This window comes from Novosphingobium sp. JCM 18896 (assembly GCF_025938095.1).
In the GTDB taxonomy this organism is placed as follows: domain Bacteria; phylum Pseudomonadota; class Alphaproteobacteria; order Sphingomonadales; family Sphingomonadaceae; genus Novosphingobium.
In genome coordinates this window covers 77,756-90,801 of sequence record NZ_JAPCZF010000010.1, presented here as the reverse complement: position 1 = coordinate 90,801, position 13,046 = coordinate 77,756, and the positions used below count along the sequence as shown (strand labels likewise).

The following is a 13,046-nucleotide window of genomic DNA, read 5'->3' as shown; positions in this document are numbered from 1 at the left end:
GACGGCTACCGCGCGAGTTGATACTCACGGATCAGAACCGACGCGGGCAGATGCCATGCAGCTTCAATCTTCCGGATCATCGATAGCGACAAGGCCCGATGACGGCCGAGGACCTCCGACACTCGGTTATCACCGATCAGCATTGCCAACTCGCGCCGGTCATGCTCGCCGCTCTCGAGCGCCGTCTCGATGGCCTCGATAGGGTCGAGATCGGCAACGGGCCAACGTTTCGCTTCATAGGCCTCTACCAGCGTAGTCATCAGGTCGAGCCGGTCGAAGTCTTCGGTGCCCGGCTCGGCATCCCAGAGGCTTTCAATCGTGTGGAGAGCGGCGCGATGATCGTCGTCGTTCCTAATTGGGCGAATTGCGACATCAGTCATTTCCATACACCTCAAAATTGGCTGACGGTTAGAGCATCGACGCGGTCATAGTTCGCGTGCGTGCCGATGAATTTGACGAAGGCGATTTGCAGATCGAAGCGGAACGCGACGATCATCCGATGATTGCCGCCAGCCACTTCAAAACGGACCCTTTCGCCATTGAGTGCCTTGGCTTTAGAGAAGGCAGCCTGGACTTCGCTGGTCGATTTCCATTTGGCCGAGCGAGCCACCAAGACCCAGTGATCCAATGATGCCTTCGTCAGCGGATGCCGAACGGCATAGGAATCGATAGTTGAGCGAGCAATTATCCTCACCCCAACAATATGCCATTTCCCAATTTGGGAAGCAAGCGATATTTCCCATTTTGGGAAGTGATCGGGATGCGTTTCGCTAAGGGATGCGGATGAGTGCATCGGCGCGACCTCGCATTTATCCTGCAAATGCCCAAGTCGGCCGAGGACAATGGCTCACACCCAATGCACGTTTTTGTGGCTGATGCTTGCCTGCCGAAGGGAGCACGGCGTCGACCCATAGACAGGTTAGGTGAGTTTATCGTTTTTCTGTAAACTCGCTAACTTGGCTATGTTCTCGTCGTAAGAGCCCGAGCGCGCTCACAATGCCGGCAATCAGAAGGCCAATTCACCCTGCCGTGCAGGTCGAGCGGATGGCGGCGCCTGACGCGCAAGCAGGCAGCGCGCCAAACCCGTAAGCGTGTAGACCGCATGGCGCTGAGCGCCGCGGTTGGGGTGATCGACGCGGTAGCCCTCATAGTGCCGCTGGAGCAGACCGGCTTTGACGAGCTCGGTAACGGCACGGCTGAGATTGGTCTTGCCCGAGGTTCTGACGCGGTCGCGCACCTCGTCGTCGATGAGGGTGCGAGCCTCTTCGGCATCGCCAGGAAGTCTGCCCTGCCCGGCAAACTCCTCACGAACCCGTTCTGTCAGCGCAACGCGCTTCGGGTCTCGGCCACCCATGGGAGTGAGTGCGTCGCAGAGCCAATCGCGCAGTAGCATCGACGCATTGCCCTGGACGACATGCGGACCGGCGCGTCCGTCTCGCCCCGCGATCTCAGCGATCAGGCTCAGGAGCATGAATGCATAGCGAGGCCGAGTGCTGATCTGCGCCAGCCTCGCCAGGAGCTGCGACATCTCGCTGCTTCTCGGCCGGGGTGAAGGTTCGATCGCAGTCACAAACATAACGGGAAGAAACACAGCACATTTCGGGAATCATGTGAATCCCCTTCCCACCCAAATCATGGCCTCAGTTGCGCTTTGTCGACAATGACACTTTGCCTGCCGGTAAAGTGTCACCCGCGACTCTATCGAAGGCAAAGTGGAGAGCTGAAGCTGACCCGTCGCCCCCGAGGCGCGATTGTAATCGGTGAATATGAAAAGGGAGCCCCGGCGACTGGTCCGGAGCTCCCTCTGACCATCCCTGCGAGCTTCCTCAACAGGGCGGACAATCAATTTAACGCGAACGGACATGATTCCGTTCCGCGACGTCTCACTGAGGCGAACAGGTCGCTGTTCAGCCTGCCCTCCGCTTCGCGGCTTGGCGTGTACGAGAGCGCGGAGCCGGAACTGATCAGGACACGGGACCGCTTTCGTCGTAGATAGGTCCAAGCGCTCGCCAGCGCCCGCTCCCCGAGCGCTCGACCGGCGTGCCGCATCTCTCGCACAGCGCCGACAGATCGCCGCCCCGCTTGCCTCGCGTGATCGAGGTATTCGACGGGAGATGACGTCCAATCAGACAGATCAGCAACCGCGCGTCGAACATCCTTGGGTCTGCCTCCTCATGCCGCAATCTCGCTTGCCGCTCATATCGAACCCTGCCGCTTCCCCGTCGCCCAATAAAGATGGCAGGGAGGAATGTTCCACCATTCATAGCTGGAACGCAGGCTGGCGAAATGGCGTCTCAGCAACGGGCGAATGGCCGAGCGCATCTGGTAGCCCGCAAACGTGCCGCGCTGCGACAATGCTCGCGCCGTCTCGCGCATGATCGCCCCCGCTTCGTCCGCCTCGAGTGTAGAGAAAGGCAAGCCAGAGAGGATAGAGTCAGCTTCGAGCAAACCGCGCTCTGCAAGGTGGTGATTGACGTCGCGCGCGGATCCTTGGACGACGATGAGGCGCCGATCGTCGCAGCGTTCCCGTAGGGCTTCGACAAAGCCCTCCCCGGTCTCGATCGCCAGTAGAGCTGCGTCGCGGCGCATGCGTTTTCGGCGCCTCGAAAGTGAAGCGGCCAGTGCCTGGTCCGTATTCGACCAGCACGCGGATCCGCTGCCAATCAAGCGGCTGGAGCATTCGGCGGACCAAGCGCGCACTCGCCGGGACCGCCGAGCCGCATGCTGGGCGAGCGCATGAATTCCGAGACGGAGACCCAAGCGGGATCCTGCGACATTTTTCTCTCCATGCGGAGATATAACGGCGCTGGCGAACAGTGGTTCTCTGCGCCCTACCCTGACGCGATGTTGGCGGCCGCATGAGAGCCGCTGACAACCTGGTAAGCATTTCATTTACGAGCAGCGCCAGCTACGCCGTCAACCAGCGCATCATAGCGATCGCAGATCGCGCGCCAGCTATTGTTGTCGGCCACAAACTTCAGGGAACTCATGTCTCTTCTTGCCCTAGCCGCAGCGGCAATCATCCCTGCCGGTGGCACCTTCATCTGTACTCCGACCCACGTTTGGGACGGTGACGGCCTGATCTGGTGCGCGGAAGGGCCGCGCGTACGACTTGCCGGCATCGCTGCTCGAGAGATAGACGGCACTTGCCGGCAGGGTCAGCCCTGCCCGACCGTCGATGCGGCAGTATCGCGTGACGCGCTCGCGCGGCTGGTGGGTCAGCCATTAGGCCAAAGCCGCGACGGTCATCGTCTGGTCCGCGGAAGTGGGCTGAGGTGCCAATCAGTTGGCAGTGCCGGTGGTTCTCGCACGGTAGCCTGGTGTACGACGCCGAGAGCGGTTGATCTTTCCTGCGCGATGGTCGCCGGCGGCTGGGCGCTGCGCTGGGAGCGTTATTGGCGGGGCCATGTCTGCCGCAAGATCGCCTGACGAGGTTGTAGTCTGCACCCCCTTCATTGGCGAGCGGCGCCAGCTACCCCGTCAACCAGCGTGTCATAGCGATCGGCAATCGCGCGCCAGGTCGCTACGCCTTCGAAATCTCCCTCGAGCGCCAGGCGTTTGATCTTCTCCCCTATGAAGCTCGGACCCGCCTCACCATGCTGTTTCTCCACCCATAGCGCGCACGCCCACAATTCCTGGTCTCGCGAAATCACAGTGCCTCCATCTGCGTCGCAGCGATGCTACGACGACCAAATCGCAGGGTCGAGTGTGCTTGAAGTCGAAGTGTTCCTTTAGCCACTCTGCACCGCCGGTCCGCAAAGTCGCGTCTCGGTCTTGCATGTCAAATTTGGCAGAGCTCATCCGAGGCGGATCGCCACGATCGACGCGTTCTCTTCATCCTGGCACCGAATGAACCGCTGGATTTGCGAACCTTCACCAAGTGATACAAAAACGCCGATGTGAACGATTATCATCGTCGACTGTCGCTGCCCTTCGATCGGCAAAAAAACGAAATAAAACCACCGGTCGGGGTAGAATCTTACGGGCTTTCCGTTCGCGCCGCAGTGATCTTCCGTGAATTCATTGCTTGGCAGAAACCCGATTTCACCGGTAACAGCTTCGTCAGAATTTGCGGACTAGGGCGTCTCGTCCAATCCGGTTACCAATCACGAAAGGCAAATTGATGGCAGATGATCCCACCTCGACTGGTGAAGCCAATCTTCTCGAACTCGCGACTGAACTCACCATTGCGTGGCTGGGAAATCCCAACACCCGAGCCTCGGCGGAGGAAGTTCCGTCGTTCCTGCAGAAGATGCACGGCGCGGTATCAGCCCTTTCTGGATCGCAGGGGACCGCCGAGGAGGAAGCTGCCGTAGTCGCAGAGCATACGCCCGCCGTCGGTGTGCGCAAATCGCTCAGCTCTAAAGATCACATCATCTCGATGATCGACGGCAAGCCTTACAAGACGCTGAAACGGCACCTCTCGACGCATGGCCTCACGCCCGCCGAGTATCGCGCCCGCTACAATCTCAAAGCCGACTACCCGATGGTGGCTGAGAACTATGCCGCATTTCGACGCGAGACGGCAAAGAAGCTCGGTCTGGGGCGCAAGCCCGGGACGACTGCGCCCGTCGCGAAGACTGCTTCTCCGACTGAAGCAAAGGCGAGTGCCGTTAAGCCCGCGGCGAAGGCAGCGGCCAAGCCCGCATCGGCGAAAGCCAAATCGACGAAGTCGCCATCGACAAAGTCAGCGGCGGCGAAGCCGGCGGCCGTTAAGAAGACCGCAGCACCAAAAGTGGCCCCGGTAGAGCCGGAAACCAAAGCCTGATAAATCTCGACCACGGGAATGCGATGGCGCGTTCCCGTGGTCTCTGACAATTTTCAGTTACTCGAGCATCAAAGCCAGCCCGCAGAAAACCTAGCCCCGTAGGCGGCGGCGCGAACAGCTTCAGGCAGGAACAGACATCCAGCTCAGGACGTTCCTGCCGTCATGAACAACCACCATTTTCTGTTTTATTTCAAGCAGGCAGTGATGTGTGATCGAGCGGCCAAGGAGGCCGATAGCGCTGAAGAGCGCCAGCATTTCCTGCGGGGGCGAGATGCCTGGTTGGTGCTCGGCTACGCAAGCGCGAGGTTTCAAATTGCCGCCACTCGCTGAGCGGCCCCATCGGGGCCGAGGCGCAGAGCCGGTGCCGTCACCTTATAGCACGAGATCGAGAGCGCCGCCGTCAGAAAGCCGCGGGGTCGTGATCTGCACGTCCATCGGTCCCTCGTAGGGTCGGATGAGCGCCTTCGCCGTTTTGGCGTCACCCTCCAGCCACGTTCCCATTCGCTCGGCAGCAAGATCGCCGGCATGGCTTTGGGATGGATGGGCGCCACGATCTCGTTGGGCTGACAGGTTGCGAACGCGTAGGCCCGGCCGCGGGGCGTCTCGGTCCATAGGCCAGCAAAGACGCCCACGGGCTGATTGGGAAGGCAGAACCAGGCTTGCTTTGGCAGGCCATCGTCGCCCTTGCCCCGCTCGGGATGCGGCTCTGCGAAATGCGTGAACGGCACGAGGCAACGGTGAACTGGGTCAGCGAATGTATCGCGCCACAGCGGATAGTGGAGATGCCTGGCGTTCGTGACGAAAGTGTCGAGCATGACACCGGGACGCTTGCCCGGCACCTGGTGCGGGAAACCCCATTCCATCCACTCGGCGATGAGCGGACGATTGCCCGCGGTCTCGCGCCTGACGACCAAGCCGTGCCGCGCGGTCTTTTTACCCGTCGGAAAGATCTGAGCCGGACGGTCGGTGAAGTCGATATCACCCTGTACGTCGTGAGCGTCGAGCCACAACGATACCGCCTTCTCGCTCTGATGCTTGCGATTGCACATGCCAGCGAGGGTCGGTTCTCGCCATTCATCGAGTCAACGATTCAATTCACCTTTTGAGCGGAACGCCGGCCCGGCGAACTTGTTGATTGATCAAAGGAGAGATCAACATGTCTGACGACAAGACCAAGCAGGGCCGTGACCGACAGTTTGTAGCAGGCGGCGAGGAATACGAGGTTCGTCATTTCGCCGACAAACATGGAATTTCCATGGAGCAGGCGGAGCGCCTGATCGAGCAGCATGGCAACAGCCGCGAAAAGCTCGATGAAGCGGTGCAGGCGTTGAAGGCGTGACCATGGAGACGGAGACGCCGAACGAGAGCGAAAAGCCAAAGCCCGCCCCCGCCCAGGCGCCAGCAGAAGGTGATCGCGATGCGCTTCCAGAGAACGTAAAGCCGCCCCAAGAAAACGCACCAGGGCAGTAGCGAGGCGGCGATCGGCGACTACGTGGGCGACCAGGCCGATTGCGGCATAAGTTTCGGAACATTGCCGCTCGCGGAAGGTGCTGAACCAAAAGGCAAGATGGAGGCGCCGCAAATGGACGATGTCGAAAGCGCCCTGCGCGAACCTGCAGACGGGCCAGACGACGAAAACTTCTTCACGCAGTGGCGCAGGTTCATCAACGGCCCCCTCGCCGCGGCCGGGCAAGTGAATAGTGAGCAAAGCACGATTGGTCTGCGCCATCACGAACAGCGCTGAATGCTGCCAAAGCGGACGCGACAGCTATTACGCCAAGAACGGCGCCGAGTAGCTTTTCTGGACGTAAAGAGCCTGAATCGATTGGCTAGGCCGCCGCAGTTCCCCGCCCGCGGCGGCCTTCTTTTTGTTCGCGGGGATCAGTTCAGCCTTGAGGATCCTCGCCCGGCTTCATCCTCGTGCATGTGCATGATCGGATGAACGCCGGTCTGCTCGAACGCGGCACGGAACTGCTGGGCACGCTGGACGAGTAGCCTGCCATATCCCCCACTGATGTGTCGGAGCCCTCGCTTAGTGCGGCATTGGGGGGCCTGCTCGATGACCATCGCCAAGCCGAGGATTATCCCTTCCATCACGGCATCGGGACTGCGCCCGTCAGACCCAGGAACCGCGCCTGCATCGACCATACGGATCACCTGCGCCGCAGCGACCGCCGCGATCTCGTCGTCAAAATCAGAATAGTCCATTGTGCTTCAATTCGTGGGGCTGGATTTGCGCAGGCGCATCATGTCGAGCAGGTCGATCGCCTGACGATCGCCCGCCTCTTTCAGCATCTCGGCGGCGCTGCGGACGATCTTGGCATGCTCCTCAGCGCGCAAGCGCACGTCGCGTTTGGTCTTGAGGCAATCATCGCCGGCGATCAGCATGGCCTGGGCCATGCAAAGAATGTTCTCGAGTTCGGCGTAGCCCAGCGTAGCTTCGCCTGGCGACACATCTAGATCGCCCAGCGAGAAGAACGCCGATTGGATTACGGTGTGGGCGCGCATGTATCGCTTGGTAAATTCGTCGGCATCCTCGGGAATGGAGCTGAACAGCTCCATTGGCACTTCAAGGTCCTTTGCCATTCCGGTCTCCAACGTTCTGTAACGATTGCCTTGCGTGAACCCAGCACCTCGCCGGCGATGATGCTTTCGCGACTAATCGTCCCGCCCATATCGTCTGTTTCGCTTGGCGACTCGGCGATCCCGTCGATCTAGAACATAATTGGAACAAAGGCCATCGGCGGCATCTCGTCCAGCTCCCGAAAGGATTGGCCAAAGCCTGAGCTGGCGCTGCGCTAGCCATGTCAGGGGACCGAGTCCGGGTCGGCATTTTTATGGTCAACACAAGCTTAATAAGCCACGCCGAACGTCGTTCTTACCCACACTGATCTACGCCTGAGATCAGTTCCTATAACCTTTGGGACCGGGGACGACCTAGCCCCTGGTCCCATTGGGTAGCTGAACCACTTCACTCCGCTATCCTTGTCGATCCGCGCGCCGATGGCACCAAGCGAACGACGACTACCGGTCTAGACCGCCTTGCATGCGCACTTGGCGCACGATCCCGTTGTAAGCTGCGTGCAGCCCTTGGCTGCGGCCAATGTCGTGCTCAGACCCCGCCGCCTCCCAAAAGGAGACCAGCCAGTCGTCCGGGCAGCGGCCGCGCAGCACCCAGAGCGCGAGCGCGACGCCGCGCGTCTGAACTGTGCCCTTCTCCGCCGCCGCTTCTCTCAGGACATTGAGTGCGCGCTCGATTGTCCCGTTGACGCGCGCCCTGGCATCAGTGGAAGTCATGGCTGCGAATGCGGACAATCTCGTCCTGCTCGTCCACCGCCCTGAAGGACGGCGCAGCCAGCGTCCGGCCGCGCGGGAAGGCAGGATCGCGCGGATCTGGCCCACCGCCATTCGTCGCGCCGTCCCCCCTCCCCGGCATAACCGAGAAGTCCATGCGGCCAATCGAGCGGAGCATGGCGTCATGGTCGACGATGCGGTCACAGATGACGTGAGTAACCTCGCCTTCTCGTTGCAGTCGTCCTCTCATTGCGATCATGGAGGCAGACATGATCTGGCGCCGGTAAATCTCGAACTTCTTGGGCCAAAGGATGCCCTGCGCGCAGCCGGTCTCGTCCTCGATCGTGACGAAAAGTACGCCTTTCGCGGATCCCGGCCGCTGGCGCACGAGAATGACGCCGGCGACCTCGACGTTGCGGCCATCACGGATCGTGGCCAGGTCCGCGCATCGCACAATCCGCTGGTGGTCGAGTTCGGAGCGCAGGAATTGCAACGGATGGCCGCGCAGCGACAGTTGCAGCGAGCGATAGTCCTCGACCACTTCGCGGCCGGCTGTGAGTGGTTTGAGATTGACGGGCGGCTCACGTCCCTCGGGCGAGAACCAGCCTCGTCCGTGCTCGGCGCGTGCATCGGCGGCGGCAAATAGGGGCAGCGGCGCCTCACCCAAGCCTTTGACCTTCCACAGGCCCTGGCGCCGATCCTCTGACAGGCAATGAAACGCATCGGCCTCGGCAAGCCGCTCGATCGCCGCGGTTGGGACGCCGGCCCGCCGCCAGACCTCTTCGACTGTTTCGTAGGCCGCTGGCCCCCGCGCTGCCACGATGGCGGCACCGTGAATGTTGGCGAGTCCCCTCACCTGTCGCAAGCCCAGACGCACGGCGAGATAGCGACCATTCGTCTCTTCGAGCGTGCAATCCCAGTGGCTGTGATTGATCGAGACCGGGCGCACCTCAACACCGTGCTCGCGCGCATCGCGAACGATCTGAGCCGGCGCGTAGAACCCCATGGGCTGGGCGTTAAGCAGCGCGGCGCAGAATACGTCAGGATGGTGGTGCTTCATCCAGCAAGACGCATAGGCGATCTTAGCGAAGGACGCCGCGTGGCTCTCGGGGAAGCCGTAGGAGCCAAAGCCCTCGATCTGCTTGAAGGTACGCTCGGCGAAGTCCTTGGGATAGCCACGCTGAATCATGCCGCCCACGAGCTTGTCGTAGAAGTGACTGACGCCGCCCGTGAGCTTGAAAGTAGCCATCGCCCTGCGCAGCTGGTCCGCCTCGACCGGCGTGAAGCCCGCGCCGACGATTGCGACCTTCATCGCCTGCTCCTGGAAGAGCGGCACGCCGAGCGTCTTTTCGAGCACGGCGCGCAGTTCGGGCTTGGGATACTCGGGCTTCTCCTTGCCTTCGCGTCGCCGAAGGTAGGGATGAACCATGTCGCCCTGGATCGGGCCGGGCCGCACGATCGCCACCTCGATGACGAGATCGTAGAATTCTCGCGGCTTCATGCGCGGGAGCATCGACATCTGTGCGCGGCTCTCGATCTGGAAGACGCCGAGCGTGTCAGCTTTCTGGATCATCGCGTAGACCGCGGGATCGTCGTCCTGGAGGTCCGCCATTGTGACCTTGATACCCTTCTCCTGCTCGAGGAGATTGAAGGCGCGGTTCATGCAGCCGAGCATGCCGAGCCCCAGGACATCGACTTTCATGAACTTGAGCGCGTCGATATCGTCCTTGTCCCACTCGATGATCTGGCGGTCGACCATGCGCGCCGGCTCGATCGGCACGAGATCGTCGAGGCGCTCCTGCGTGAGCACGAAACCGCCCGGATGTTGGGAGAGGTGCCGCGGCGTGCCGATCAGCTGGCGCGCAAGTTCCAGTGTCAGCTTGAGACGGTGGTCTTGCGCGTTGAGATTGAGGCTTTCGATCTGTTCCTGGGCAATGCCGTCCATCGACCAGCCCCAGACAAGACCCGTCAGCATCTTGGTGAGATCGCGCGGCAGGCCAAGCGCCTTGCCGACTTCGGCCACGGCGCCGCGCGTACGGTAGCGGGTGACAACGGCGGTCAGCGCCGAGCGGTCGCGACCGTAGGTCTCGTAGATCCACTGGATGATTTCCTCGCGGCGCTCATGCTCGAAATCGACGTCGATGTCCGGCGGTTCGCGCCGTTCGCCCGAAACGAAGCGCTCGAACAGGAGCTCATGTTGGATCGGATCGATCGACGTGATCCCGAGGAGGTAGCACACACAGCTGTTCGCGGCCGAGCCGCGCCCCTGACAGAGGATCCCGCGCCTACGACTCTCGGCGACGATCGCGTTGACGGTCAGGAAATAGGGCGCGTAGCCAAGCTGCTCGATAAGGCCGAGTTCGTGATCGATCTGCTGGCGGTAGCGGGCCGGCACGGCGTCGCCGAACCGATCTCGCGCCGCTTCCTCGGTCAGCATGGCGAGTGCCTGCTGCGCGCTGCGACCTTCCATGACCTGCTCGTAGGGGTACTGATACTGGATCTCGCCGAGGTCGAAAGTGCATTGCCGCGCGATATCAGCGCTCGCTTGGATCGCGTCAGGATAGGCGGCGAAGCGTCGCTCCATTTCTGCGGGCGACTTAAGGTCGCGATCGAGGAAGCGCTCCCGGCGAAAACCGAGCGCATCGATCGTACATTTCTCCCGGATAGCGCTGACCACGTCCTGCAGCGGGCGTCGCTCCGCGCTGTGATAGAGCACGTCGCCGGTCGCGACGCTGCGCACCCCGGCGGCGCGTGCGAGGGCGTCGAGCCGATAGAGGCGCTCGCCGTCGTCGGGGCGCCGCCGCAGACTAAGTGCCAGATAGCCTCGCCGCCCGAAAACTAAGACCAGATCGCACAATTGCGCCTCGACCGCCGCGTCAGGCATATCCGGCACGAGAATAGCCACCATGTCCTCGGCGTGGGCTGAGACGTCGGGCCAACCGAGAATGCAGCGTCCTTTGCCGCCGCGCCCCTTGCCAAGTGACAGCAGCCGCGTGAGCCGCGACCAGGCCGCCCGGTTTTGCGGATACAGAAGCAGCGCCCGCCCATCGGTTAGATCGACGCGCGCACCGGGGATCATGCGCACGCCCGTGGCCTTCTGTCCGTCCCACCCGCGCACGATTCCGGCGACCGTGCTCCAGTCGCTGAGCCCCAGCGCGGAATGGCCGAGCAGGGCCGCGGCAGCGAATAGCTCCTCGGGCGAGGAGGCGCCGCGCAGAAACGAGAAGTGGCTTGCGACCTGGAGTTCGACATAGGTCGCCATCAACCGAAGACCCCGTGCATGTACCAGGAAAGATCGCCGGTCGACTCTTCGACCGCGTCGCCGCGGCGGAAGACCCAGAACCTCAGCCCTCCTTCGGCCTCGACCCGGAAGTAGTCGCGCACCGCCCACATTTCCCGATCATTGCGCCACCATTCGCCGTGGATGCGCTCGGGGCCGTCGCCGGCGACCACGCGATAGTCCTGGCGCCGCCATGTGAACCGGCGCGGCGGATGATCGGGCATGAGCGCAAGCACGTTGGACAGCGCCTCGGGACGCCTCAACAAACGCGCCGGCCGCTTCCACTGCGGCCAGCCTTTGGCCAGATCCAACGGCGCTATGCGCCGCGCAGCGCGTTCGGGAACGTCGCTCTCTTCCGACGAGATCCGAAACAGCGCCGATGATCCCACGCGCGCCGTGAGCTGATCGACCAGAGAAGCGATGTCCCTCCTTTGCCCGCGAGCCTCGAGCAGCGCGCCCACGGCCTGCGCGCCGAGCGGCTCACAGTGCGGCGCGGCGAGCCCCATCGTCTCGATGCCGAGGCCAGGATCGAGCTCGCCCATCTTGAGCGCGAACATGCGCATCAGGTGCTGTTCGTCGCGCGTCGCCCGCGATGCGCCCACGACGAGCCGCTGTGCCTCGCCATCCACTCGTTCGCAAGTAAGCAGGACCGTGCGCGCGCCGAGGCCTTGCGTGCGTAGCGCTGCGACGAGATCGGCGACTAGGTCGCCGATGACTTGCGCAATGCTCTCGGGCGTGCCAACCGGCTCGAGCAGCTGGCGACCCACCTGCGGCGCGTCGCGCGGTACGACCGGCACGATCGGCTCGGCAAGACTGCCGCGCGCCTGGTCTAAGCGCTCCACCGTCTTGAGCCCTAGGCGCCGCGCCAACGGTCCGCGCGGCATTGGATAGAGGTCGGCCACGCGTTCGAGGCCGAACCTCGCCGCGGATTGCAGCGCGCCAGGTTCGAGCCGCAGCGCGGTGAGCGGCAGCTCGGCGATCGCCTCGGCCTCACGTCCCGGCTCGAGGAGGGTGATTATCTCGCGTCCAAATCGCGCGAGCGCATGGGCAGCGCCAGGCGTGCCGGCGATCGCAATGCGCGCCGAGAACCCGAGCCGAGCGAGAAAGGCGAGCAACCGTCGGCAGAAGCGCTCTTCACCGCCGAACAGGTGGGTGCTGCCCGTCAAGTCGAACCACAGACCATCCGGGCCCGAGACGCAGGCGGTCGGCGTCCACTGCCGCGCCGCGTGCCGCGCCAGTCGGTCGAGGAAGACTATGTCCGCCTCGGGCTCGGCGTCTTGGACTTCGAGGTCGGCGACAAGCGCCCGCGCATGGGCCGCGGCCATGCCGCGCGTCAGTCCCAGCGACTGCGCGAGTGGGCAGGCGGCCGATACGACGTCGCGCTGGCCGGTCCGTATGACGAGCACCGTCGGCCGCCGCGCGAGCACAATCGCGACAGGCGCACCGAAGGCAACGATCTGCCCGCCCCCCTCGTCGGGAGGCATCGCCCGGAATGGATGGTCGGCGTGCTCGCTGCGGCGGCCCATCTCGCGCATCGATGGGCGCTGGTGCGCCGGCAGTGCGTCGAGCTCTGCCTGAGAAGGTCTGCGTGATAGTCCGTCTTGCCGCGCCCAGCGGGCGCCAGGCCTCCATCCCCCGCCCCGCGGCACCGAGCACTCGCCCGGGTTGTCGTCGATCGGCGTCGGGAAACGCGGACTGAACTGG

The 13,046-nt window shown here is 62.8% G+C and carries 15 protein-coding genes and 1 pseudogene; 5 read left to right on the top strand and 11 right to left on the bottom strand.

The window, feature by feature from the left end; all coding sequences use genetic code 11:
- Positions 1-5 precede the first annotated feature (5 nt).
- The 4 genes from OLX23_RS23615 to OLX23_RS23600 all read right to left on the bottom strand — a co-directional run bounded on the left by OLX23_RS23615 (position 6) and on the right by OLX23_RS23600 (position 2,589).
- Positions 6-380, bottom strand: a complete 375-nt coding sequence (locus OLX23_RS23615) for a helix-turn-helix domain-containing protein (protein ID WP_264447742.1) — start codon at positions 378-380, stop codon at positions 6-8.
- 11 nt (positions 381-391) lie between these two features.
- Entirely contained in the window at positions 392-793 is a 402-nt protein-coding gene (locus tag OLX23_RS23610) for a type II toxin-antitoxin system HigB family toxin (RefSeq protein WP_264447741.1), read from the bottom strand.
- A 213-nt stretch (positions 794-1,006) separates the two neighbouring features.
- On the bottom strand, positions 1,007-1,528 hold the full coding sequence (locus OLX23_RS23605) for a hypothetical protein (RefSeq protein ID WP_264447740.1): 522 nt from the start codon (positions 1,526-1,528) through the stop codon (positions 1,007-1,009).
- A gap of 668 nt (positions 1,529-2,196) precedes the next feature.
- Positions 2,197-2,589, bottom strand: a complete 393-nt coding sequence (locus OLX23_RS23600; RefSeq protein ID WP_264447739.1) for a class I SAM-dependent methyltransferase — start codon at positions 2,587-2,589, stop codon at positions 2,197-2,199.
- A 399-nt stretch (positions 2,590-2,988) separates the two neighbouring features.
- On the opposite strand from OLX23_RS23600, the gene OLX23_RS23595 reads away from it, so the two are divergent.
- Positions 2,989-3,429, top strand: coding sequence for a thermonuclease family protein (locus OLX23_RS23595; protein WP_264447738.1), 441 nt, complete (start codon positions 2,989-2,991; stop codon positions 3,427-3,429).
- 23 nt (positions 3,430-3,452) lie between these two features.
- On the opposite strand, the gene OLX23_RS25880 is transcribed toward OLX23_RS23595, so the two are convergent.
- A complete protein-coding gene (locus tag OLX23_RS25880) occupies positions 3,453-3,653 on the bottom strand; it encodes a DUF6961 family protein (RefSeq protein WP_413629931.1) in 201 nt (66 codons plus the stop codon).
- Positions 3,654-4,123: 470 nt separating this feature from the next.
- Here OLX23_RS25880 and OLX23_RS23585 point away from each other — a divergent pair.
- Both OLX23_RS23585 and OLX23_RS23580 read left to right on the top strand, forming a co-directional pair.
- Positions 4,124-4,612 (top strand): annotated as a pseudogene (locus OLX23_RS23585) (MucR family transcriptional regulator); the annotation flags it as partial.
- Between the two features lie 318 nt (positions 4,613-4,930).
- Positions 4,931-5,098 carry a hypothetical protein gene (locus OLX23_RS23580; protein WP_264447737.1) on the top strand — a complete coding sequence of 56 codons (168 nt, stop codon included), beginning with the start codon at positions 4,931-4,933 and terminating at the stop codon, positions 5,096-5,098.
- Here the strand turns inward: OLX23_RS23580 and OLX23_RS23575 are convergent.
- Positions 5,077-5,631, bottom strand: coding sequence for an SOS response-associated peptidase family protein (locus OLX23_RS23575; RefSeq protein ID WP_264447800.1), 555 nt, complete (start codon positions 5,629-5,631; stop codon positions 5,077-5,079). The two genes, OLX23_RS23580 and OLX23_RS23575, sit on opposite strands and share 22 nt — an antisense overlap.
- Before the next feature lie 293 nt (positions 5,632-5,924).
- Between OLX23_RS23575 and OLX23_RS23570 the strand changes: the two genes are divergently transcribed.
- Both OLX23_RS23570 and OLX23_RS23565 read left to right on the top strand, forming a co-directional pair.
- A complete protein-coding gene (locus OLX23_RS23570; protein WP_264447736.1) occupies positions 5,925-6,107 on the top strand; it encodes a DUF3606 domain-containing protein in 183 nt (60 codons plus the stop codon).
- A 153-nt stretch (positions 6,108-6,260) separates the two neighbouring features.
- Positions 6,261-6,512 carry a hypothetical protein gene (locus tag OLX23_RS23565; protein ID WP_264447735.1) on the top strand — a complete coding sequence of 84 codons (252 nt, stop codon included), beginning with the start codon at positions 6,261-6,263 and terminating at the stop codon, positions 6,510-6,512.
- 137 nt (positions 6,513-6,649) lie between these two features.
- On the opposite strand, the gene OLX23_RS23560 is transcribed toward OLX23_RS23565, so the two are convergent.
- From OLX23_RS23560 to OLX23_RS23540, 5 genes are all read right to left on the bottom strand, one after another.
- The gene (locus tag OLX23_RS23560; protein ID WP_264447734.1) at positions 6,650-6,976 is read right to left on the bottom strand and encodes a hypothetical protein; all 327 of its coding nucleotides are present in this window, start codon (positions 6,974-6,976) and stop codon (positions 6,650-6,652) included.
- A 6-nt stretch (positions 6,977-6,982) separates the two neighbouring features.
- On the bottom strand, positions 6,983-7,354 hold the full coding sequence (locus OLX23_RS23555) for a hypothetical protein (protein ID WP_264447732.1): 372 nt from the start codon (positions 7,352-7,354) through the stop codon (positions 6,983-6,985).
- Positions 7,355-7,792: 438 nt separating this feature from the next.
- Positions 7,793-8,065, bottom strand: a complete 273-nt coding sequence (locus OLX23_RS23550; protein ID WP_264447731.1) for a hypothetical protein — start codon at positions 8,063-8,065, stop codon at positions 7,793-7,795.
- The gene (locus OLX23_RS23545; protein ID WP_264447730.1) at positions 8,052-11,324 is read right to left on the bottom strand and encodes an error-prone DNA polymerase; all 3,273 of its coding nucleotides are present in this window, start codon (positions 11,322-11,324) and stop codon (positions 8,052-8,054) included. Before OLX23_RS23545 ends, OLX23_RS23550 begins: the two co-directional genes overlap by 14 nt.
- Positions 11,324-12,877 carry a DNA polymerase Y family protein gene (locus OLX23_RS23540; protein ID WP_264447729.1) on the bottom strand — a complete coding sequence of 518 codons (1,554 nt, stop codon included), beginning with the start codon at positions 12,875-12,877 and terminating at the stop codon, positions 11,324-11,326. The genes OLX23_RS23545 and OLX23_RS23540 overlap by 1 nt, the downstream gene beginning before the upstream one ends.
- Positions 12,878-13,046: the final 169 nt, after the last annotated feature.